The organism is Ramlibacter sp. GCM10027632 (assembly GCF_042675325.1).
In the GTDB taxonomy this organism is placed as follows: domain Bacteria; phylum Pseudomonadota; class Gammaproteobacteria; order Burkholderiales; family Burkholderiaceae_C; genus Ramlibacter.
Window position 1 is genome coordinate 41,290 of the sequence record NZ_JBHTGW010000002.1, and the last position, 22,870, is coordinate 64,159.

Here is a 22,870-nt window from a genome sequence, read left to right on the forward strand (position 1 = left end):
CTCCCGGGAGACCTCGCGGTGTTGATCCCGCCGCGGGAAGGCTGAACAATCTCCAGCCAACCGGGCGCAGACCCGACAACGCAGGAGACCCCATGCCCCCACGCCCTCGCGCGCGCCGTCGCTGGCTCGCCCTGGCTGCCTGTGCGCTCGCCGCCCTCGCCCCGCTGGGGCAGGCCCACGCGCAGACCTGGCCGAGCCGGCCGATCCGCCTGGTCGTTCCCATCCCGCCCGGCGGCGCGCCCGACCTGATCGCGCGCGCCCTGGGCCAGCGCCTGGCCGCCCAGACCGGCCAGTCCGTGGTGGTTGACAACAAGACCGGCTCCAACGGCAACGTGGCCGCCGAGTTCACCGCGCGCGCCCCGGCCGACGGCCACACCCTCCTGGTGGGCATGGACAGCCTGTTCGTGATCAACCCCTACCTCTACGCCCGCATGCCGGTGGACGTGAACAAGGAGCTGGTGCCGGTGGCGACCCTGGGGGCCAACCAGTTCGTGCTGGCGGTGAACCCGGGCCTGAAGGTGAAGAACCTGGCCGAGTTCGTGGAGCTCGCCCGGCGCGCCAAGCCGCCGCTGGCCTACGCCTCCGGCGGCAATGGCAGCCAGCACCACCTCACGATGGAGCTGCTCAAGGCGCGCGCCGGCTTCGACCTGCTGCACGTGCCGTACAAGGGCGGCACGCCGGCCACCGCGGCTACCATCGGCGGCGAGACGGCGGCGATGTTTGCCGGCACCTCCAACGCCAACCTGATCAAGGCCGGCAAGCTGCAGGCCCTGGCCACCAGCGGCCTCCAGCGCTCGAAGTCGCTGCCCGAGGTGCCCACCATCGCCGAGTCCTTCCCCGGCTTCGAGAACACGATCTGGATCGGCCTGTTCGCGCCCGCCGGCACCCCGGCGCCGGTGCTGCAGCGCCTGCGCGCCGAGGTGGCGCGCGCGTTGCAGAGCCCCGAGCTGAGCGAGGCCTTCCTGGCGGCCGGCGGCATCGAGCCCATGGCCACCACGCCCGAGGAGATGCGCGAGCTGATGGCGCGCGACCAGGCCCGCTACAGCAAGTTGATCCGCGAGCTGAACGTGCGGCTGGACTGACCGCCGGGCTGCGGCCCGCGATTTCCCGAACCGAGAACAAGAAAGACGAGCCCCGTGTCACGCCTGACCCTGTCCATCGCCCTGGGCGCCTATGACCATGTCCGCGACCTCACCGAGGGAATCATCCGGCCCGACGGGCTGGACCTGGTGGGCATGCACTTCCAGCCGGAGGAGGTGTTCTTCCGCTTCCTGCGCTTTCGCGAGTTCGACATCTCGGAGGTGTCGTTCGCCAAGTACATCGCGATGGCCTCGTCCCCGCAGGGCTGCGATTTCATCGCGCTGCCGGTGTTCCCCTCGCGGGTGTTCCGGCACTCGTCGATCTACGTGCGCGCGGACGCCGGCATCACCCGCCCGCAGGACCTCGCGGGCCGCCGCGTGGGCCTGCCCGAGTGGGCGCAGACCGCCGCGATCTACAGCCGCGGGCTGCTGGCGCACGAGTACGGGGTGGACCTGCGATCCATCGATTGGGTGCAGGCCGGCGTGAACCAGCCTGGCCGCAAGGAGAAGGTGGCCCTGGCCCTGCCCGAGGGCCTGCGCTGCACGCCCGCGCCGCAGGCCAGCCTGTCGTCCCTGCTGGCCGATGGCGGCATCGACGCGGCCCTCACCGCACGGCCGCCGGAGGCCTTCCTGCGGGGTGACGGGCGCGTGGTCCGCCTGTTCGCCGACTACCGCGAGACCGAGCTGGACTACTGGCGCCGCACCGGCATCTTCCCGATCATGCACGTGGTGGTGCTGCGCCGCGAGGTGCACGAGCGCCACCCCTGGGTGGCGATGAACCTGCTCAAGGCCTTCGAGCAGGCCAAGGAGGCCAGCCAGGCCCGCGCCCTGGACATCACCTGCTCCGCCTTCCCCGTGCCCTGGCTGCCTGACCACGCCGAGCAGGCCCGCAGCCTGATGGGGGGCGACCTCTGGCCCTATGGCGTGGACGCCAACCAGGCCACGCTGCGCGCCTTCACGCAATACGCCTACGAACAGGGCGTGGCGCAGCGGCTCATGGCGCCGGAGGAACTGTTCGCGCCGCAGACGCTGGAGCGGTTCAAGGTCTGAGGCGGGGGCGGGGGCGGTGAGCGGGTGGTGATCAGCCCACCCGGCGGGAGTACGATAGGCCTTTAGGTTGCCTTGCCCCGTGCCTCGTCCCCATGGCTGTCGAAGTCTCCGCCGCCCAGCGCCTCACCCAACCCTATCGTGACGTCGGCCTGCTGATCGTCTCCTGGCCCGACGGAACCCAGAGCGTGGCCAGCGCGGTGCTGGTGGGCCGCAACGACGTGCTCACCGCCGGCCACGCCATCTACAACCCCGACCGCGGGGGCTGGGCCACGAAGTACAGCGTGTACTTCGGCGCCGACTTCAGCTTCACCCGCGTCGCCTTCGATGACCCGGGCACGCCGGTGCACCCCACGCGCTGGTCCGTCCTCAGCTGGCCCGGCCAGACCTACGCCAACGCCGACAACGGAACGATGGAGCAGTCCGAGGCGCAGTACGACGTGGCGCTGCTGGGGCTGGACCGCGCCGTTGGCGATACCCTGGGCTGGCTCGGCATCGCGCCGGGCTTCGATGGCACGCAGGTGGCCGAGGCCGTCGGCTTCCCCTCCAATGCCGACGGCATGCAGACCGAGACGGTGAGCGTGACGCGCCCCTCCTGGTATGCGCTGTACGAGTCCGCCGTCGACGTATTCGCCCCGGGCAGCTCGGGTGGGCCGCTGCTGGTGGGCAACCAGGTGATCGGCGTCAAATCGACCAGTTCCTGGTGGGCCGACGTGGGCGGCAGCGAGGTCTACGGCGCCCTGCTCGCGGGCATGCTGGCCAACGACACGCTGCTGGACGCGCAGGCCCGCCCCACCGTCACCGCGTTCACCCCCGGCGACGCCGCCGCTACCGCGCCGGTGGCCGCCGACCTGGTGCTGCAATTCAGCGAGGTGGTGCGCCGCGGCAGCGGCACGATCTCGCTGCGCAAGATGGATGGCACGCTGGTGGAGAGCTTCGACGTGGCCTCCAGCAGCCGCGTGGAGGTGGGCGGCCCCGAGCTCTCGATCGACCCCACGAAGGACCTCGCCTGGTTCACCCGCTACACGCTCAGCGTCTCCCCGGGCGCGGTGCAGGGCCTCTCCGGCCTGGCCTCGGCGGACGGCGTGTCCTACGGCTTCTACACGGGCGGCACCGTGGTGCCCGGCACGCCGGGTGACGACGCCTTCGCCAGCACCTACCAGGTGGAGGAGTTCAACGGCGGCGCCGGCCTGGATACCGCGGTGTTCCGCGGCGCGGTGGGCGGCTACAGCCTCACCATCGACCGCGCGGCCCGCACCGCCATCGTCTCGGACGCCACGCCGGGCCGCGACGGCACCGACCTGCTGCGGCAGGTGGAGAAGGTGCAGTTCGGCACGCAGGTGTTCGACCTGTTCAACCCGGCGCGCACCAGCGTGCCGGCGTACAAGGCCAACCGGGACTTCCTGTTCGACCCGGCCTACTACCTGCTGTCCAACCCCACGCTGGCGACCTCGGTGACGATGGACGCGGCCAGCACGCACTACCTGTCGGCCGGCGCCGCGCAGGGCCTGCGGCCGAATGCATGGTTCGATGCCCCGTACTACGCCAATCGCTGGCCCGACCTCAAGGCCGCGAACCTCGACACCGCCACCCTGTTCCTGCACTACAACCTGTACGGCGTGTGGGAAGGGCGCAGCGCGGGCCCGGTGTTCGACACGTACGACGGTACCCGCTACCTGCGTGACAACCCCGACGTGGCCGCCTACGTGGACGGCCACGTGGCCGACTTCCTGGGCAGCCGCACCAACGGCGCGATCGCGCATTACGTGATCTACGGGGCGGATGAAGGGCGCGTGGCCTATGACGCCGCAGGCGCCAGGCTCGACGCGGCGGTGGTCATCGGGGTGAGCCCCTGAAATGAAAAACCCCGCGCCCTTGTGGGGCGCGGGGTCTGCGTCACGGCGCTATCGCGCCGGGAGCTCGAGGCTTCGTCAGACGGCCAGCAGCGTGTCCGAGGTGGCGTTGAACGAGGCAGTGCTCAGGTCCACCAGGCCGGTCACCTTGACGATGATGTCCAGGTTGGCGGTGAACTCCGTGGCGCTGCCGGCAGCGATGTTCTGCACGACATAGGTGTCGCCGCCGAACTGGAACCAGGCCAGGCCACCGTCGGTGGTGTTGGCGATGGCAGCGTTCGCATAGTCGGCGAAGACCGCGGTCGTGCCCAGGGTGACCTTGGCCGACTTGAACGCGTTGGCGCCCGCGTTGAACTTGATCGTGTCGCCGGCCTGCAGGTCGGTGATGGTGCCGTAGGCGTTGACGTTGTTCACCGCGAAGTCCACGTTGAACACGTCGGCGCCAGCGCCGCCAGTCACGGTCACGCCATTGCTGCGGATCGACAGCGTGTCGTTGCCTGCGCCGCCCACCAGCACGTCGCCGGCGCGGTTGGCGGTGAGCACGTCGTTGCCGGCGCCGCCGGTGACGGTGACGGCCGAGGTGCCGCTCGCGGAGGTCGCGAACGTCAGCTTGCCACCCAGGGCGGAGGCATTGACCGAGGTCAGGGCCGTCACGTTGGCGTCCAGGTTCAGGTTGGCGTTGGCATTGCCGGACAGGGTCACGGTCTTGAGCGCAGCGTCCTTCAGCGTGATGGTGTGCGTGTCGGGCGTGGTGACGGTGACGACGTCGCTGTCGGTGACCACCAGGGCGATGGTCTCGACACCAGCGGCGTCCACCGTGCCGGCGTTGATGCCGGAGCCGTTCTTGACGATCACGTTCAGGATGTCGGCGGTACCGGTGGCGTCGGCCAGGGTCACGACCGCGCCGGTGCCGGCAGCGGTGATCTCCAGCGTGCCGTTGGCAGCCATGTTGGTCAGGGTCAGCGAACCCGGGCCGAGGCCGGTGGCGGTGTAGGTCAGGTCAGTGACGTTGCCGTTGGCGCCGTAGTCGAAGAACACCGTGGAGCCGCTCATGCTCGGGCCAGCCCAGGTCGTGTAGCTGCCGCTGACGCTGACGTTGGCCGAGCCCGTGGGCGAGTAGCCGAAGAACGCAGCAGCCACTTCGCTGGAGGTCGCGTCGTTGATCGCGGTCGCGGTCACGCCGGCGATGGTGATGCTCATGCCGGCGGACAGCGCCGGGAACGTCACGGCCGCGGTCTCGTGGGTCGTGCTCGTGCCCTGGGTCGTCACGATGGTCACGGTCGGGGCGGCCTGGCTCGTCGCGGCGCCACCGGCGGTGGTGACATAGCTGATGCCGTCCAGGTTCGCCAGGTTGACCGTCTTGTTCTGGCCGGCGGCCACGGTGCCCAGGCTCAGCTTCTCGAAGCCGTCGATCTTGGTCGCGAAGGTCGCCGTGGCGGAAGCCGTGGCGGCGTCGGCGGCAGCCATCACCAGCGTGTCGGTGCCATCGCCGCCGGACAGGGTCGCGGTGGAGGTGGTGGTGCCGGTGGCCAGGGTCAGCGAGTCGTCGCCAGCGCCCAGGGACACGGCCTTGGCCGGTGCAGTGGCAGACAGCGTCACGTTGTCCACGCCCGCGCCGCCGGTGTAGGTGGCATTGACGGCGTTCAGCGTGATCGTGTTCTTGCCGGTGGAGGCGGAGGCGTCCACGGAAGCCAGGCTCGCGGCGGCGGACACGTTGGCCTTCACGCCACCAGCGCCGGTGATGGTCACCGACTCCAGGGCGCCCAGCGAAGAACCGGACAGGTCCAGGGCCTTGTCGCCGGACAGGGCCAGTGTCTTGACGCCACCCGCGGTCAGTTCGACGTACGAGTCGGCACCGGAGGTCGCCACGTTCATGGCGGTGTAGGTGCTGCCCGCGTTGACCTGGGCGGTGTTGATCACGCCGGCAGAGGACTTCGTGCCCAGGGCGACGACGTTCAGGGCCAGGCTGGTGGCGGCGGCGTTGGTGATGGACATGTCCTCGGCGCTGCGGGCCAGGGTCACGGTCGTCAGCGCGTCGGAGGCGATCGACGACGAAGCGCCGAAGCCGTCAACGGACACGGTGGCCAGCTTGTCGGTGCCGGTGATGGCGCCGTTGATGGTCACGGTACCCGCGTTCACGCCCAGCACGCCGGTACGGGCCGTGACTTCAGCGGCGCCCAGCACGTTGTCGCCTTGCGTCGGGGCGGTGGCGCCGACGCTGGAGATGGTGAGGGTCTGGTCCGTGTTGCTGGCGGTGGCGGCGGTGAAGGTGACCGAGTAGGTGGTGGTCCCGCTCACCGTCGTGGAGGTCACGGCGCCGGAGGTCCAGTTGGCCGACAGGGCACCGGTGAAGGTGCCATTGGCCGTGGCCGTGGTGTTCTGCGTGGCGCTCTTGGCCAGGTTGGCGAAGGCGGCAGCCACTTCGGCGGCGGTCAGGGTCTTGGCGGCGGTGAAGGTCAGGCCGTCGATGGTGACGGTCTGGCCGGTGGTCATGCCGGAGAAGTTGACGACTTGCGTCTCCTTCTTGGCGGCGACGGCCTCGCGCGCGTCGACGGCGGCAGCGGCGGTCGTCTGGGCGACGTAGACGGCGGTGGTCAGGGACGTGCCGGTCACGGACACGGCGCCCTGGCTGACGACGGTATTGCTGGTGTCGGTGGCCGCGGCGGCGGACGACGAGGTCGCCTGCTGGTTCACCGTGACGGTGGTGCCACCGGTGACGTTGATCGCGCCGAGGTTGACGTTGTTGCTCGTCGCCTTGTATTCGGCGCCCGAGGTGCTGACCGAGATGGTGCCGGTGGGCTTGACCGTGTTGTAGGTGCCGATGTTCACGCGGCCGCCGGTTGCGCCCTGTGCGGACACGGTGACGTTGGTGCCGCCATCGACTTCGATCCAGCCGCTGCCGGTGTTGGCGTGGTTCACGGTCACGGCGCCGGAGGCACCGGTGTCGTAGCCGACGTAGACGTCCTGGTTGGCTTGGCTGGAGGTGACGGCGATGTCGGCACCGCCGCGCACGTCGACGTAGCCGCCCGTGGCGCCGCTCACTTTCACGTTCGTGGTTGCAGCGGCGATGGCGTAGATGTCGTCGCCGCGGTTGATGTTCAGCGTCTTGAGGCCGGAGAAGCCGGACGTGGTGTCGAGGTCCACATCGCCGACGGAGGACACGTTGACCGTCTGGATGTTGGTCGTGTTGATGTTCGAAACGCTGGTGCCGCCGACCTGGTCGACGATGTTCAGCACGTTGTTCGATCCCGCGCCACCGTTGATGGTGTCGACGCCCGACAGCGTGGCGGCGGACACGAGCACGCCGTTCTGGATGACGTTGCCGACGACGCCGTCAACCGTATCGTTTCCCGCGGTGCCGGTGATGTTATCCACACCTGCAGTGAGCGTGAAAGTATGGGACGAATAGTCTATTGAATATATTCAATGTGAACAGCAAGATCCGCCTGTGCACTGCATTTTTACTGCAGGTACACCGACCGCAGGGAGTTTCAATTTCGAAATAAGAGAGTACAAAAAGTATCAGATTCGACTTCGGAATTGCATCGTTGACCGAGCCTCGAAATCGTGCACAGCCTCACTCAGGAACTGATCGACCAGGTGCGTTGCCCCCCGGGACGCCGGCACATGGAGGTGGCCGACGCGCTGGTGCCCGGGCTGTTCCTCGACGTCTATCCCACCGGCACCCGCTCCTTCAAGCTGCGCTACTCGGTGCGCGGCGCCCGCAACTTCGCCACGCTGGGCAACGCGGCCCTGCTCACGCTGGACGAGGCGCGGGAGCGGGCCCGGCAGATCCTGCGGCGCGACCTCCTGGGCATCCGGGCGGATGAGGCGGGGGCCGGGAGCCTCACGGTCGAGGACTTCTTTCTCAATCGCTACCTGCCCTACGTGAAGTCCTACAAACGCAGCTGGGGTACGGACGAAAGTTTCATCCGCAACCATGTCATTCCGCACCTCGGCCCGCGGCCGCTGGGCGCGGTGAGCGCGAGCGAGCTGGCCGGCGTGATCGAGGTGATGCGCAAGAAGGCCTACGCCGCGGCCACCAGCAACCGCTTCCTGGTGATCCTGCGCTACGGCTACACGCTGGCCCTGCGCTGGAAGCTCGAGGGCGTGGAGCGCAACCCGGCCAAGGAGCTGCGCAGCCTCAAGGTGGACAACAAGATCGAACGCTTCCTCTCGGCGCCCGAGTCCGAGCGGCTGATGGACGCGGTGCGCGCCAGCGAGAACCCGCTGCTGCAGTACATCGTCGCCTTCCTGGTGCTCACCGGCGCGCGCCGGCGCGAGGCGCTGGAGGCGCGCTGGGACGACGTGAACTTCGACCAGGCCTCCTGGCGCATCCCGCGCTCCAAGTCCGGCAAGGTACGGCATGTGCCGCTGTCGGCCGATGCCCTGGGCATCCTGCGCCACCTGCAGGCCCGGCAGGCCGGGGAGGGCGCGGCGACGCCCTTCGTCTTTGCCAACCCGTCCACCGGCAAGCCCTTCGTCTCCATCTTCGTCAGCTGGGACACGGCCCGCCACCGGGCCGGCCTGCCCGAGCTGCGCATCCACGACCTGCGCCACAGCTTCGCCAGCTTCCTGGTGAACTCCGGCCGCAGCCTCTACGAGGTGAAAGAGCTCCTGGGCCACGCCGACATCAAGACCACCAGCCGCTACGCCCACCTGAGCCGCGAACGCCTGGCCCAGGCGGTGGAGCTGATCGGGCCGGCGATGGGGTTGAAGCGGGGGGGCTGAGGGCGGGCGAGGCTGCGCGAGTCCAGCCAATGACACCAGCGGTCCGGCGTGACGGGACATGGGAGAGGCCGGCGGGTTGAATTCCCAGGCCTTGTTCGAACCGTCCCATTGGATCAGGCTTGGCCCACCTGCTCACAGTCGCCGAATTGCCAGGATTCATCCGTTGCGCAGACCGCCTGTTGGCGTCTTCCGAGCGTGAAGATGTGAATCGTTACCTGTCGGGCTATCCGCTGGCCGGTGACCTCGTCGAGGGCACCGGGGGGCGTTCGCAAGCTGCGGTGGGGCTGCGGAAGCAAGGGTAAGAGGGGTGGCGTACGAGTGATCTACTACTTCCACAGCGAGAACATGCCGTTGTATCTCCTGACCTTGTTCGCGAAGAACGAGCGAGCCAACCTGACGCGCGCAGAGCGCCATGACCTGGCTGAACTGACGGGTCTGCTGGTCAAGGCCTGGAGCCAACGGGGTTGGATGAGATGACACGTGCATTCGAGAGCATCAAGGCAGGCCTGCAGGAGGCCCTGGAGCACGCCGAAGGGCGGTCTCCAAAGACGCGCGTCCATCGTCCCCGGCCCGTGGACGTCAGGCAGCTGCGCGCCAGGATCGGGATGACCCAGGAGCAGTTCGCTGCCCGGTTCGGGTTCTCGACGGCGACCCTGCGCCACTGGGAGCGTGGTGACCGGCAACCCCACGGTCCCGCACTTGTTCTGCTTAACGTGATCGAGCGCAACCCCGCAGCCGTGATCGACGCCTTGAGCAACTGACTCTCGGGGAGGGCGCCAAAGGCCCGGGGGCCGCTTGGTTATCCTCGCCCTCATGCCCGACCTCCAGCGCATCACCACCGAGTACGTCGAGGCCGAAGACCGCCTGCGCCTGAGCGGCGAGCGGCCGGATGGCTCGACCGTGGTGTTGTGGCTGACCCTGCGCATGGCCGTGCGCCTGGTGCCGCCGCTGTGCCGCTGGCTCGAGCAGCACACCACCGCCGCCGGCGCGCCGCTGGAGGTGGTGCAGGAGTTCGCCCAGCAGGCCGCCCTGGCCGCCCTGGAGCCGGCGCCGCCGGTGCGGGCCACCGGCGAGGCCCGGGCCTGGCTGGTGCACAGCGTCGACGTGAACATCCGCAACGACCTCGTCCAGCTCGGCTTCAAGGCCGAAGGGCAGGGCGAGGTGCTCGCCCGGATCGCCTTCGCCCCCCAGCCCCTGCGCCAGTGGCTGGGCATCCTGCACGACCAGTTCCGCAAGGCCGACTGGCCGCTCGCCGCCTGGCCCGAGTGGGTCACCGAGGCCCGCCCCCGGCCGCCCGAAGGGCAGGGGGGCGTGCTCCACTGAGACATCCGGTAAAACTTCATATAGGAACCGTTACACTCGAGCTTCCTATATGAACTCCCGGATCGTCATCACCCTCAACGTGACCCCGGCCCAGCAGCAGCGGCTGCTGGCGCTGCAGGGCGCGTTCGCGGAGGTGTGCAACGCCCTGGCGCCGCTGGTGCAGTCCACCCGCACCTGGAACCGCGTGGCCCTGCACCACATGGCCTACAAGTCGCTGCGCGAGCGCTTCCCGGCGGTGGGCTCGCAGATGGTGTGCAACGCCATCTACTCCGTGTCCCGCCACTGCCGCGCGCTGTTCCAGGCGGAGGGCAGCCCCTTCCACCTGGGCAAGCTGGGCGACCGGCCGCTGCCGCTGCTGAGGTTCACCGACAGCTGCCCGGTGTTCTTCGACCGCCACACGCTGAGCCTGAAGGACGGGCAGCTGTCCATGTACACGCTGGACGGCCGCCTGCGCTTCCAGCTGGACTTGCGGCCCGAGGACGAGTACAGCTTCCACCACCGCAAGCTGCGCGAGCTGGTGCTCAGCCGCACTGCTGGCAACCGGTTCGTGCTGTCGTTCACGTTCTCCGAGCAGGACGCGGCCGGCGGCGCGGCCAACGAGGTCATCCTGGAAGAAGACGAGGCGGGCCAGATCCCGCGCTATTTGAAGGTTGAGGAATTCCATGCAAATGCGTAACCCCGCGGGCACCCCGCCGGACGCCGAGCTGCGGGCCGCCGCGGGCGAGCTGCGGCCGTACTTCGTGAAGTCGGTGTGGTTCACGGTCATCGCCGGCCTGCTGGTGCTGGCGCCCAGCGGCTACATGCTCGAGGTGTACGACCGCGTCGTGAACAGCCGCAGCCACATCACCCTGGCCATGCTGACCCTGGGCGTGGTCTTCGCCTACCTGGTGATGGAGACCCTGGAGTGGGCCCATGGCGAGGAGATGCACGAGGCCGGCCTGAAGCTGGACGAGCGCCTGTCCTCGCGCGTGTTCCGCGCCAGCTTCGAGGCCAACCTGCGCCGCATGCCCGGCGGCACGACCCAGCCGCTCAACGACCTGCGCACCCTGCGCGAGTTCCTGGCCGCGCCGGTGCTCAAGGCGATCATGGAGTCGCCGGTGTCGCTGGTGCTGCTGCTGGTGCTGTTCGCCATCCATCCCGTGCTGGGCTGGGCCTCGGTGGGCGGCGCGCTGCTGCAGGGCCTGGTGGCCTGGCTGAACGAGCGCGGCACCCGCCCGCCGCTGATGGAGGCCAACCGCCGCGCCGTCGCGGCGCAGCAGTACGCCGACGGCTCCCTGCGCAACGCCCAGGTGATCGAGGCCATGGGCATGCTCAAGGACATCCACGGCCGCTGGATCGAGAAGCAGCAGGAGTTCCTCGGCCTGCAGGCCGAGGCCTCCAACCGCGCCGGCCTGTACTCGGCGCTGGCCAAGCTGATCCAGATCGTCGGCAGCTCGCTGCTGCTGGGCCTGGGCGCCTGGCTCGCGCTGACCGACCGCACGTTCAGCGGCGGCCTGATGATCGTCGGCTCCATCCTCGGCGGCCAGGTGCTCAAGCCGCTGGTGCAGATGGTGACCGGCTGGAGCGCGCTGGTGAACGCGCGCGACGCCTGGATGCGCCTGGCCGCCATGCTGGCCTCGCTGCCGCCCAAGCCGCCGGCGATGCCGCTGCCCGCGCCGCGCGGCGTGCTGGTGGCCGAGAACCTGGTGGTGCCGGCGCCCGGCACGCAGCTGCCGATCCTGCGCGGCGTGAGCTTCGCGCTGAACCCCGGCGAGGTGCTGGCCGTGATCGGCCCCTCCGCCGCCGGCAAGACCAGCCTGGGCCGCGCCCTCATGGGCCTGTGGCCCTCGGCGGGCGGCAAGGCCCGCCTCGACGGCGTGGACGTGGCCACCTGGGACAAGGCCGAACTCGGCCCCCACGTGGGCTACCTGCCCCAGGGCGTGGAGCTGTTCGACGGCAGCGTCGCCGAGAACATCGCGCGCTTCGGCGAGGTCGACGCCGCGAAGGTGGAGGCCGCCGCCCGCGCGGTGGGCCTGCATGAATTCATCCTGTCGCTGCCCGAGGGCTACGAGACCGACGTCGGCCCCGACGGCGCGCGCCTGTCCGGCGGCCAGCGCCAGCGCGTGGCCCTGGCCCGCGCGCTGTACGGCGACCCGGTGTTCGTGGTGCTCGACGAGCCCAACTCCAGCCTCGACGAGGCCGGCGACATCGCCCTGGCCCAGGCCATCGCCCTGGCCAAGTCGCGCGGCACCACCTTCGTGGTGATGACCCACCGCACCAGCGTGCTGGGCGTGTCCGACAAGATCCTGCTGCTGCGTGACGGCACCGCCCAGGCCTTCGGCCCGCGCGACGAGGTGCTGGCCGCCCTGCAGAAGGCCAACCAGCAGGCGGCGCAGCAGGCCGCCCAAGCCGCCCAGGGCGCGCGCCCCGCCCAACCCGCCATCGAGGCCGCCCAATGACCGCCCCGCAAGCCACTTCCGAGACCGGCGCCCTGAGCGCCCTGCGCTCGACCCTCTGGACGTTCCGCCGCGAGTTCCTGTGGGTCGGCGCGCTCAGCGCCATCGCCAACCTGCTGATGCTCACGCCCACCCTGTACATGCTGCAGGTGTACGACCGCGTGATGATCAGCCAGAACACCGCCACCCTGGTGAGCGTGTCCCTGATCTGCCTGTTCCTCGTGGGCATCATGAGCGTGGCCGAGTGGACGCGTTCGCGCATCCTGGTCAACGCCGGCATGCGGCTGGACGAGGCGCTGGGCACCAAGGTGTTCAACGCCAGCTTCGAGGCCTGCATCGGCAGCCTCAAGGCCAGCCCCGCGCGCGCCTTCAACGACCTGCTGCAGGTGCGCCAGTTCCTCACCGGCCAGGGCATCTTCGCGCTGTTCGACGCGCCCTGGGCGCCGATCTACATCGCCGTCACCTTCCTGCTGCACCCGATGCTCGGCGTGCTGGCCCTGGTGTTCGCGGTGGTGCAGGTGGCCCTGGCCTGGTTCGGCCACCGCCACACGGTGGCGCCGGCCGAGGCCGCCGCCCTGGCCACCAGCGACGCCACGGTGTACGTGCAGGGCAAGCTGCGCAACGCGGAGGTGCTCGAGTCCATGGGCATGGTGGACAACCTGCTGGCCCGCTGGAAGCAGCGCCATGGCACCGCCCTGGCCCGCGCCACCCAGGCGCAGGCCGTGAACAACCGCGTGATGGCCGCGAGCAAGTTCATCCGCTACGTGCAGCAGTCGCTGTCGCTGGGCGCCGGCGCGCTGCTGGTGATCGACGGCCAGCTCACGCCCGGCGCGATGATCGCGGCCAACGTGCTGATGTCCCGCGCGCTCGCCCCGATCGACCTGCTGGTCTCCACCTGGAAGGGGTTCGTCACCGCGCGCGCCGCCTTCCTGCGCCTGGAGAAGCTGCTCGAGGAGTTCCCCGAGCGTGACGCCGCGCTGCGCCGCGTCGCCCCCACCGGCCGCGTGACCCTGAAGGCCATGGGCGCCACCGCCCCGGGCCGCGAGACGCCGATCCTGCAGGGCCTGGACGTCGACATCGCCCCCGGCACCGTGGTGGTGGTGCTCGGCCCCTCGGGCTCGGGCAAGAGCACGCTGGCCCGCGCCATCGTCGGCATCTGGCCCCACGTGCAGGGCGAGGTGCTGCTGGACGGCCTGCCGGTCGACGGCTGGAACCGCGTCGAGCTGGGCCCGCACCTGGGCTACCTGCCGCAGGACGTGGAGCTGTTCGACGGCTCCATCGCCGAGAACATCGCCCGCTTCGGCGAGGTGGACTCGGGCCAGGTGATCGCCGCCGCGCGCAGCGCCGGCCTGCACGACATGATCCTGCGCTTCCCCAAGGGCTACGACACGCCCCTGGGCGAGGCCGGCAGCCTGCTCTCGGGCGGCCAGCGCCAGCGCATCGCCCTGGCCCGCGCGGTCTACGGCGACCCGGCGCTGGTGGTGCTGGACGAGCCCAACGCCAACCTCGACGATGCGGGCGAGGCCGCCCTGGCGCGTACCGTGGCCGAACTCAAGGCCAAGGGCAAGACCGTGTTCCTGATCACGCACCGCCCCGGCGCCATCGCCTCGGCCGACTGGCTGATGCTGCTGCAGAACGGCCGCCTGGCCGCCAGCGGCCCGCGCGACGCGGTGCTCGGCGCGCTGCGCGCCCAGGCCGCCCAGGCCGCCCAGGCCGCCCAGGCGCAAGCGGCCGCCGCTGCGGCTGCCGCCCCCTCCACCCCGCCCGGCGACGCGATCCAGCCCGCCTGATCCCCGTATTTGCGAAACAGAACTGCCATGTCCTCTCAATTCCCCCTCGACCCGGCGGACTCCGGGACCGCAACGCGCCGCACCGGCCGCGCCGGCCGCATCGGCCTGCTGGCCCTGGCCCTGGGCTTCGGCGGCTTCGTCCTGTGGGCCGCCTTCGCGCCGCTGGACGAAGGCGTCGCCGCCCCGGGCAGCGTGACCGTCGACACCAAGCGCAAGTCGGTGCAGCACCTCTCGGGCGGCATCGTGAAGGACGTGCTGGTGCATGAAGGCCAGCAGGTCAAGGAAGGCGACGCGCTGGTGCGCCTGGACCCGGCCGTGGCCCAGGCCAACTTCGAGTCCTCCCGCCAGCGCTATTTCGCGCTGCGCGCCATGGAGGGCCGCCTGATCGCCGAGCAGGGCGGCCAGTCGAAGATCACCTGGCACCCCGACCTCAAGGACGGCGCGCAGGACCCCCTGATCAAGCAGCAGCTGGCGTTGCAGGAGCAGCTCCTGGCCACCCGCCGCGCCGCGCTGCAGGCCGACCTGTCGGCCATCGAGGAAAGCATCCGCGGCCAGGAGGGCCTGGTGCAGGCCTACCGCGGCATGCTCGAGAACCGCAAGATGCAGTTCTCCCTCCTCAGCGAGGAGCTGAAGAACGTGCGCCCGCTGGTGGCCGACGGCTACGCGCCGCGCACCCGCCAGATGGAGCTGGAGCGCGCGGTCGCCGAGTCGCTGGCGGCGCAGACCGAGCTGCAAGGCAACTCGGTGCGCTCGGTGCAGGCGATCGCCGAGCTGCGCCAGCGCGCCACGGCGCGCCAGGCCGAGTACCGCAAGGAGATCGAGTCGCAGCGCGCCGACGTCACCCGCGAGGTGGAGGCCGAGTCCGCCAAGTACGCCTCGCTGAAAAACGACCTGGCCCGCACCGAGATCCGGTCGCCCGCCACCGGCCAGGTGGTCGGCCTGTCGACCCAGACCCTGGGCGGCGTGGTCGGCCCCGGCCAGAAGCTGATGGACATCGTGCCGTCCGACGCGCCGCTGCTGCTGGAGGCCCGCGTGCCGCCGCACGTGATCGACCGCGTGCGCAACGGCATGCCGGTGGACATCCGCTTCAGCGCCTTCTCGCACGCCCCCACGCTGGTGGTGGACGGCAAGGTCGTCTCCATCTCGGCGGACCTGATCGTCGAGCCGCAGACCAACATCGCCTACTACCTCGCCCGCGTGGCCGTGACGCCGGAGGGCCTGAAGAAGCTGGGCCAGCGCCAGATGCAGCCCGGCATGCCCGCCGAGGTGATCATCCGCACCGGCGAGCGCTCGCTGATCACCTACCTGGTCGGCCCGCTGGTCAAGCGCGTGGCCGCCTCGATGAAGGAGGAGTGAGATGGCCGCCCGACGCCTTCCCCCGGGCCTGCCCCGCGGCCTTCGCCTGCTGGCCGTCGCCGGCCTGGTGGCCGCCGCGCTGCCGGCCTGGTCCCTGGACCTGGCCAAGGCCCACGAGCTGGCCCTGGCGCGCGACGCCCAGGTGGCGGCGGCCCGCGCCGCCGCCGCGGCCGGCCGCGAGCGCCTGCCGCAGGCCCGCGCGCAGCTGCTGCCGACGCTGAACGCCAGCGTCTCCCGCGCCCGCAACGACCTCGACACCACCGCCCCCAACTTCCTGGGCGAGTCGCAGACCACCAACAGCACCTACAACAGCGCCAACAACACCCTGTCGCTGCGCCAGCCGCTGTTCCGCCCGCAGCTGTGGGCCCAGTACCGCCAGGCCCGCTTCCAGGTGGAGGACACGGACGCCCAGTACGAGGTCGAACTGGTCAACCTCACCAACCGGGTCACGCAGCAGTACTTCCAGGCGCTGCTGGCGCAGGACCAGCTCGAGGTGGTGCGCCAGCAGAAGCTGGCCATGACCACCCAGCTCGACGCCGCGCAGCGCAGCCTGCAGGCCGGCGTGGGCACGCGCACCGATGTCGACGACGCCCGCGCGCGCCTGGACATGACCGTGGCCCAGGAGCTGGAGCTGACCCAGGCGCTGGACCTCGCCCGCCGCGAGCTCTCGCTGACCATCGGCGAGCCCGCCGGCGCGCTGGCCGCGCTGGACCCGCGCAAGCTGGTCCTGGCGCCGCCCGAGCCCGCGGGCATGGACGCCTGGGTCGAGCGCGCCGAGACGGCCAGTCCCGAGCTGCGCGCGCTGCGCGCCCGCCTCGAGGCCTCGCGCGAGGAGGTGGCCAAGGCCAAGGCCGGCCATGCGCCCACCGTCGACGCCTTCGTGCAGCGTTCGCGCAGCGAGAGCGAGAACGTCACCCGCATCAGCAGCATCTACGACCAGCGCCAGGTCGGCGTGCAGGTCAACATTCCCCTCTACCAGGGTGGCTACGTGAACTCGCAGATGCGCGAGGCCATCGCCCGCCGCGACCAGGTCGAGAGCCAGCTCGAGGCCGCCCGCCGCGACCTGGGCGTGCGCGTGCTGCGCGAGTTCCGCGGCGTCTCCGAGGGCGTGCTGAAGGTGCGCGCGCTGGAGCAGGCGGTGCGCTCGGCCGAGGAGCTCGTCACCTCCAACCAGCGCTCCTTCCAGGCCGGCGTGCGCACCCGCGTGGACATCCTGAACGCCGAGCAGCAGCTGGCCACCGCCCGCCGCGACCTGGCCCAGGCCCGCTACGTCTACCTCGCCTCCAAGGTGCGGCTCGCCGCCCTGGCGGGCCAGGACAGCACGGCGGCCATCGCCGACGTGTCGAAGGCCCTGGCGCCCTGAGGTCCCGAGGGCCGGCCTGGGGTGGCCGGCCCCGTGCGGCCAGCCCGGCCAGCCCGGCCACCCCGGCCACGCCGGATTCCGGCCGCGCCCGGGGCCTGCGGCGGCCCGGCCCCCGCGGCCCGGCCGGCGGTGCGAAAATCGCCCGCTCTGCTCCAGCCCGCCGCATGCTCCTTCCCCTCATCCTCAGCTGCGTCATCGCCTCCCTGGCGTGCGCCTTCCTGCTGAGGTTCGGCGCCGCCAGCGCCTCCCGCTACAGCCTCGCCATGCCCCAGCGCTTCCACGCCGGGGACGTGCCCCGCATGGGCGGCGCGGCGATGCTGCTGGCCTGCGTCGGCGGCTGGGCGCTGCTGGGGCTGCCGCCCGGCGTGGCGCTGGCCTGGTGGGCCGTGGCGGTGATCGCCGCCGGCACCGGCCTGGCCGAGGACCTCACCCTGCGCGTGCCGGTGCGCTGGCGCCTGCTGCTCACCCTGCTGGGCGGCGCGGTGGCCACCCTGTCGCTGGACCTGCACATCGGCCCGCTCGGCCTGCGGGCCCTGGAGTCCCTCTGGATCGCGGCGCCCTGGCTGGGCACGCTGCTGGCGGTGGTGGCGGTGGGCGGCCTGCCCCATGCCTTCAACCTCATCGACGGCTACAACGGCCTGGCCGGCAGCGTCGCCCTGATCTGCTGCGGCGCGATCGCCCTGGTGGCGCTGCAGCTGGGCGACGCCCAGCTCGCCGGCATCGTGCTGGTGGCCGCGGGCGCCACGGCCGGCTTCCTGGCCTGGAACTACCCCCGCGGCCTGATCTTCGCGGGCGACGGCGGCGCCTACCTCTGGGGGGCGGTGATCGCCGTCGCCTCGGTGCAGCTGGTGCAGCGCCATGACGCGGTCTCGCCCTGGTTCCCCGCGCTGCTGCTGATCTACCCCGTGTGGGAGACGGTGTTCTCCGCCTACCGCAAGCTGGCCCGCGGCCAGTCGCCGGGACTGGCCGATGCGCTCCACCTGCACCAGCTGGTGTTCCGCCGCATCGTGCGCGGCGTCGACCACGAGGACCCGGCCGTGCGCATGCGCCTGCGCAACAACCGGACCGCGCCGTACTTCTGGGCCCTGGCCCTGCTGGCGGCCGTGCCGTCCACGCTGTTCTGGCGCTCGACGCCCGTGCTCATGGCGTTCTGCGCGCTCTTCATCGTCTCCTACGTGGCGGCCTACCTGAGCATCGTGCGCTTCAAGGTGCCCGGCTGGCTGCGGCGCTGAGCGCCTGGCCGGGGTGCCGGGGCTGGCACAATTTCGCATCCTTTTTCCGTCCGCCCGACTGCCCTCCCATGCCCGACGCCACCCCCATCGCCCCCCGTGACAAGGCCGAGATCCTCGCCCAGGCCCTGCCGTACATCCGCAAGTTCCATGGCAAGACCATGGTCATCAAGTACGGCGGCAATGCCATGACCGACCCGGCCCTGCAGGCCGCCTTCGCCGAGGACGTGGTCCTGCTCAAGCTGGTGGGCATCAACCCGGTGGTGGTGCACGGCGGCGGCCCGCAGATCGAGACCGCGCTCAAGCGCCTGGGCAAGAAGGGCGAGTTCATCCAGGGCATGCGCGTCACCGACGCCGAGACCATGGAGGTCGTCGAGTGGGTGCTGGCCGGCGAGGTGCAGCAGGACATCGTGGGCCTGATCAACCAGGCGGGCGGCAAGGCCGTGGGCCTGACCGGCCGTGATGGCGGCCTGATCCGCGCGCGCAAGCTGCGCATGGTCGACCAGAACGACCCGACCCGGGTGCATGACGTCGGCCAGGTCGGCGACATCGTGCGCATCGAGCCGGCGGTGGTGAAGGCCCTGCAGGACGACCAGTTCATCCCCGTCGTGAGCCCGATCGGCTTCGGCGAGCACAACGAGAGCTACAACATCAACGCCGACGTGGTCGCCGCCTCCCTGGCTACCACGCTGCAGGCCGAGAAGCTCCTGATGCTGACCAACATCCCCGGCGTGCTCGACAAGCAGGGGCAGCTGCTGCCCGAGCTGGACATGCCCCGCATCGACGCCCTGGTGGCCGACGGCACCATCTCCGGCGGCATGCTGCCCAAGATCGCCGGCGCGCTGGACGCGGCCCGCAGCGGCGTGAACGCCGTCCACATCATCGACGGCCGCGTGCCGCACGCCCTGCTGCTGGAGATCCTCACGGACCAGGCGTTCGGCACGATGATTCGCGCCGCTTAATTCAAAATGACTCTTTTCTGACGCCGACTCGTCTGCTACTGTAGTGCGAAAGGAGGGGTGGTCATGAGACTCCTGCTGGTGGAAGACGATGTCATGGTGGCCAGCGGCATCAAGCTCGGCCTGACCGACGCGGGCTATGCGGTCGACTGGGTCGGCAGTGGCGAGCGGGCGGAGGAGGTGCTGCGCACCGACACCTTCGACTGCGCCATCATCGACATCGGCCTGCCCAACATGGACGGGCTGGAACTCACCCGCCGGCTGCGCAAGCCGGAGACGGCCAACGCCTCGATGCCGGTGATGATCCTCACCGCCCGGGATGCGCTGCACGACCGCGTGCAGGGCCTGGACCTCGGGGCCGACGACTACATGGTCAAGCCCTTCGAGCTGCCCGAACTGCTGGCCCGGCTGCGCGCGCTGCTGCGCCGCTCGCAGGCCGCCACCTCCTCGGTGCTGAGCTTCGGCCCGATCGAGCTGGACACCGCGACCCGCCGCGCCGGCGCCCGCAAGGACGCCGAGACCTTCGTGCCCATCGAGCTCGGCCCGCGCGAGTGGAAGGTGATGGAGTACCTGCTGCTCAACGCGCCCAAGCCCGCCAGCAAGGAGAAGATCCTGCAGGCCCTCACCGGCTGGGACAAGGAGATCACGCCCAACGCGGTCGAGGTCTACATCTCGCGCCTGCGCGGCAAGCTGGAGCCGCACGGGGTGGCGCTGCGCTCGATCCGCGGCTTCGGCTACCGGCTCGAGACCGTCGAGACGCCGACGCCGTGAGGGCCACGCCCGTCGCCGCGGCCGGTGGGGGCGGCGGGCACATGCTGCTGGGCCTGCGCCGGCGCCTGCTCATCATGATCATCGGGCCGCTGCTGGCCCTGGCGCTGCTCAACGCCTGGTTCGAGTACGAGTCGGCCGACAACGTCGCCGAGCTGCAGGACCAGCGGATGGCCGAGCTGCTGCCCCTGCTGGCGGACTCTGTCATTCCCAGCCCCAGCGGGGGCGAGCACGCCTCGGTGCTGCTGCTGGTGCCGGCGGTGGAGCAGTTCCTCGAGGCGCGCCGCAACACCTCGGCCTACGCGGTCATCGACGCCGACGGCCGTGTCATGCACGGCAGCGCCTGGCTGGCCGGGCTGCCGCTGGCGTCGTCGGGCACCGAATTCCATTCCGAACCCTACGCCGGGGTGAACTGGCGCATTGCCCGCGAGCGCCAGCAGACCGTGGTGGGCGAGGTGGTGGTGGCGCTGGCCGACGGCTCCAACCCGCAGCAGCAGTGGCTGCGCTCCATCCTGTTCAAGGTGCTGCTGCCGCACCTGTTCATGGTCGCCGCCGCGGCCTTCACCGTGCGCTGGGCGGTCGACTGGGCGCTGCGTCCCCTGCTGGCGCTGACCGACGTCGTCACCCGCCGCTCCCCGCACGACCTCAGCCCCATCGATGACCAGTTCTCGCCGGTCGAGGTGCGCCCCATGGTGGCCGCGCTCAACCGTCTGCTCGGCCTGGTCGATGCGCAGGCCGAGAGCCAGCGCCGCTTCATCGCCGACGCGGCCCACCAGCTGCGCACCCCGCTGGCCGGCCTGCAGGCGCAGGTGGAGGCCTGGGCCCAGGCCGCCCGCCGCATCGCGCCGCCGGGCGGGCCGGGCACCATGCTGCTGCCGGTCGAGCAGATCGAGAAGCTGCGCGGTGCGACCCGCCGCACCTCGCAGCTCGCCAACCAGCTGCTCGCGCTCTCCCGGGCCGACTCGCGCGTCATGGCCGCCCAGCCCATGCAGCCGGTGGAGCTCAAGGCGCTGTGCGAGTCCATCCTGGAGGCGCACCTGGACGCCGCCAGCGCCAAGTCCCTGGACCTCGGCCTGGAGGCCGCCCCCTGCAGCGTCCCGGGCCACGAATGGCTGCTGCGCGAGCTGCTGGCGAACCTGGTCGACAACGCGGTGAAGTACACCCCGCCGGGCGGCACCGTCACCATCCGCTGCGCGCCGGTGGGGCGGGGCGCCTCGCTCGAGGTGGCGGACGACGGCCCCGGCGTGCCCGCCCAGGAGATGCCGCACCTGATGCAGCGCTTCTACCGCGTGCCCGGCACGCCGGGCGAAGGCAACGGCCTGGGCCTGGCCATCGCGCAGGAGATCGCCCGCGTGCACCGCAGCCAGCTGCGCCTGCACCAGGGCGCCGGCGGGCGCGGCCTGAAGGTGAGCCTGCTGCTGCCGGGGTGAGGTCTTTCCCAGGTAAGCGGGCGCTCGCTCCTGTCATCTGGCTGTGCGAGAATGCCGCGAACCCATCCGCTGAGCCCGCCATGTCCGACGCCGAAACGCCCAGTCTGCCTGCCGCTTCCGACGACGCTCCCGCCGCGGCCGAGCCCGCGCGCAAGCGGCCCAAGCCGGGCGAGCGCCGCGTGCAGATCCTGCAGGCGCTGGCCACGATGCTGGAGCAGCCGGGCGCGGAGCGCATCACGACCGCCGCGCTCGCCGCCAGGCTGTCGGTCAGCGAGGCCGCCCTGTACCGGCACTTCGCCAGCAAGGCGCAGATGTTCGAGGGACTGATCGATTTCATCGAGCACAGCGTCTTCTCCCTCGTCAACCAGATCCAGGAGCGCCACGCCAGCGAGCCGGCGCGCGCCGCCGCGGCCATCGCCGCGATGCTGGTGCAGTTCGCCGAGCGCAACCCCGGCATGACGCGGGTGATGGTGGGCGACGCCCTGGTCTTCGAGAACGAGCGCCTGCAGCAGCGCATGAACCAGTTCTTCGACAAGATCGAGGCGGCCCTGCGCCAGTGCCTGCGCGGCGAGGGCGTGGGCGATGACCCGGCCACGCCGTCGGTGAATGCGCAGGTCAAGGCCTCGCTGCTCACCGCCTTCCTCGCGGGCCGCCTGCAGCGCTTTGCCCGCTCCGGCTTCCGCCGCCTGCCCTCCGAGCACCTGGACGCCTGCCTCGCGCGCATCGTCTGAGAGATCGGTGCCCTCGGCGCGGCAGCCGCCCGGCATCCGGGTGTAAATCCCTAGGAAAAGTTCGCCCCAGCCCATGGGGCGACTCTTTTTTTGCCAGAAAATAGAACGACCGTTCGTTTTATAGCCACCATGTCCGACCGATCCCTCCCCAAAGGCCAGCAGACCAAGGCCGCCATCCTCGACGCCGCCCTCTCGCTGGCCGGCAACGTGGGCCTGGAGGGCTTGTCCATCGGCGCGCTGGCCGAGGTCACGGGCATGAGCAAGTCGGGCGTGTTCGCCCACTTCGGCTCGCGCGAAGAGCTGCAGATCTCGGTGATCCGCGAGTACCACCGCCGTTTCGAGGACGAGGTGTTCCGCCCCGCGCTCCAGGCCCCGCGCGGCCTGCCGCGCCTGCGGGCGCTGTTTGCGCGCTGGATGCAGCGCAGCTCGCAGGAGATCGACTCGGGCTGCATCTACATCAGCGGCGCGGTGGAGTTCGACGACCGGCCCGGCCCGGTGCGCCAGGCGCTGGTCGACACCGTCAACACCTGGCTGGCCGCCCTGGGCCGCTGCATCGCCCAGGCCAAGGCCGAGGGGCACCTGCGCGAGGACACCGACGACGCGCAGGTGCTGTTCGAACTGCACGGCCTGATCCTGGCGCTGCACTACGAGGCGCGCTTCCTGCGCGCGCCCGGCTCGGTCGCCCGCGCCGAGTCCGGCTTCGAGAACCTGTTGCGCCCGCGGCTCGCGCCGGGCGAGGCGCCGCCCCCGGCGCGCCCATGACCCGCCCCTGATCC

Annotated in this window: 20 protein-coding genes; 19 read left to right on the top strand and 1 reads right to left on the bottom strand. The window is 70.8% G+C overall.

The features are described from left to right. Positions 1 to 92: 92 nt before the first annotated feature. The 3 genes from ACFQZY_RS03580 (at position 93) to ACFQZY_RS03590 (ending at position 3,982) form a co-directional block, all read left to right on the top strand. Entirely contained in the window at positions 93 to 1,082 is a 990-nt protein-coding gene (locus ACFQZY_RS03580) for a Bug family tripartite tricarboxylate transporter substrate binding protein (RefSeq protein WP_377412715.1), read from the top strand. Positions 1,083 to 1,136: 54 nt separating this feature from the next. After that, positions 1,137 to 2,129 (top strand): ABC transporter substrate-binding protein, encoded by a 993-nt coding sequence (locus ACFQZY_RS03585; protein WP_377412717.1) that lies wholly within the window; start codon positions 1,137 to 1,139, stop codon positions 2,127 to 2,129. Positions 2,130 to 2,221: 92 nt separating this feature from the next. Then, entirely contained in the window at positions 2,222 to 3,982 is a 1,761-nt protein-coding gene (locus ACFQZY_RS03590) for an Ig-like domain-containing protein (RefSeq protein WP_377412719.1), read from the top strand. A 75-nt stretch (positions 3,983 to 4,057) separates the two neighbouring features. On the opposite strand, the gene ACFQZY_RS03595 is transcribed toward ACFQZY_RS03590, so the two are convergent. Beyond that, positions 4,058 to 7,354, bottom strand: coding sequence for a beta strand repeat-containing protein (locus ACFQZY_RS03595; RefSeq protein WP_377412722.1), 3,297 nt, complete (start codon positions 7,352 to 7,354; stop codon positions 4,058 to 4,060). Positions 7,355 to 7,546: 192 nt separating this feature from the next. Between ACFQZY_RS03595 and ACFQZY_RS03600 the strand changes: the two genes are divergently transcribed. From ACFQZY_RS03600 to ACFQZY_RS03675, 16 genes are all read left to right on the top strand, one after another. After that, entirely contained in the window at positions 7,547 to 8,710 is a 1,164-nt protein-coding gene (locus tag ACFQZY_RS03600; protein ID WP_377412724.1) for a tyrosine-type recombinase/integrase, read from the top strand. A gap of 119 nt (positions 8,711 to 8,829) precedes the next feature. After that, entirely contained in the window at positions 8,830 to 9,012 is a 183-nt protein-coding gene (locus ACFQZY_RS03605) for a hypothetical protein (RefSeq protein ID WP_377412726.1), read from the top strand. 16 nt (positions 9,013 to 9,028) lie between these two features. Then, a complete protein-coding gene (locus ACFQZY_RS03610; protein WP_377412728.1) occupies positions 9,029 to 9,187 on the top strand; it encodes a hypothetical protein in 159 nt (52 codons plus the stop codon). Continuing rightward, entirely contained in the window at positions 9,184 to 9,471 is a 288-nt protein-coding gene (locus tag ACFQZY_RS03615; RefSeq protein WP_377412730.1) for a helix-turn-helix domain-containing protein, read from the top strand. Before ACFQZY_RS03610 ends, ACFQZY_RS03615 begins: the two co-directional genes overlap by 4 nt. A gap of 52 nt (positions 9,472 to 9,523) precedes the next feature. Beyond that, entirely contained in the window at positions 9,524 to 10,033 is a 510-nt protein-coding gene (locus tag ACFQZY_RS03620; protein WP_377412732.1) for a hypothetical protein, read from the top strand. A gap of 49 nt (positions 10,034 to 10,082) precedes the next feature. Continuing rightward, positions 10,083 to 10,709 carry a hypothetical protein gene (locus tag ACFQZY_RS03625; protein WP_377412734.1) on the top strand — a complete coding sequence of 209 codons (627 nt, stop codon included), beginning with the start codon at positions 10,083 to 10,085 and terminating at the stop codon, positions 10,707 to 10,709. After that, positions 10,696 to 12,471, top strand: a complete 1,776-nt coding sequence (locus tag ACFQZY_RS03630; protein ID WP_377412736.1) for a type I secretion system permease/ATPase — start codon at positions 10,696 to 10,698, stop codon at positions 12,469 to 12,471. Before ACFQZY_RS03625 ends, ACFQZY_RS03630 begins: the two co-directional genes overlap by 14 nt. Next, a complete protein-coding gene (locus tag ACFQZY_RS03635) occupies positions 12,468 to 14,258 on the top strand; it encodes a type I secretion system permease/ATPase (RefSeq protein ID WP_377412739.1) in 1,791 nt (596 codons plus the stop codon). Before ACFQZY_RS03630 ends, ACFQZY_RS03635 begins: the two co-directional genes overlap by 4 nt. 27 nt (positions 14,259 to 14,285) lie before the next feature. Next, positions 14,286 to 15,614 carry an HlyD family type I secretion periplasmic adaptor subunit gene (locus tag ACFQZY_RS03640; protein ID WP_377412741.1) on the top strand — a complete coding sequence of 443 codons (1,329 nt, stop codon included), beginning with the start codon at positions 14,286 to 14,288 and terminating at the stop codon, positions 15,612 to 15,614. A gap of 1 nt (position 15,615) precedes the next feature. Beyond that, positions 15,616 to 16,977, top strand: coding sequence for a TolC family outer membrane protein (locus ACFQZY_RS03645; protein WP_377412743.1), 1,362 nt, complete (start codon positions 15,616 to 15,618; stop codon positions 16,975 to 16,977). A gap of 164 nt (positions 16,978 to 17,141) precedes the next feature. Continuing rightward, positions 17,142 to 18,209 carry a glycosyltransferase family 4 protein gene (locus tag ACFQZY_RS03650; protein ID WP_377412746.1) on the top strand — a complete coding sequence of 356 codons (1,068 nt, stop codon included), beginning with the start codon at positions 17,142 to 17,144 and terminating at the stop codon, positions 18,207 to 18,209. Positions 18,210 to 18,277: 68 nt separating this feature from the next. Beyond that, positions 18,278 to 19,168 (top strand): acetylglutamate kinase, encoded by an 891-nt coding sequence (gene argB / locus ACFQZY_RS03655; protein ID WP_377412748.1) that lies wholly within the window; start codon positions 18,278 to 18,280, stop codon positions 19,166 to 19,168. A gap of 63 nt (positions 19,169 to 19,231) precedes the next feature. Then, positions 19,232 to 19,936 (top strand): response regulator, encoded by a 705-nt coding sequence (locus ACFQZY_RS03660; RefSeq protein WP_377412750.1) that lies wholly within the window; start codon positions 19,232 to 19,234, stop codon positions 19,934 to 19,936. Positions 19,937 to 19,977: 41 nt separating this feature from the next. Then, the gene (locus ACFQZY_RS03665) at positions 19,978 to 21,363 is read left to right on the top strand and encodes a sensor histidine kinase (RefSeq protein ID WP_377413870.1); all 1,386 of its coding nucleotides are present in this window, start codon (positions 19,978 to 19,980) and stop codon (positions 21,361 to 21,363) included. Positions 21,364 to 21,443: 80 nt separating this feature from the next. Further along, positions 21,444 to 22,094, top strand: a complete 651-nt coding sequence (gene slmA, locus ACFQZY_RS03670) for a nucleoid occlusion factor SlmA (RefSeq protein ID WP_377412752.1) — start codon at positions 21,444 to 21,446, stop codon at positions 22,092 to 22,094. A 129-nt stretch (positions 22,095 to 22,223) separates the two neighbouring features. Beyond that, a complete protein-coding gene (locus tag ACFQZY_RS03675) occupies positions 22,224 to 22,856 on the top strand; it encodes a TetR/AcrR family transcriptional regulator (RefSeq protein WP_377412756.1) in 633 nt (210 codons plus the stop codon). Positions 22,857 to 22,870 lie beyond the last annotated feature (14 nt).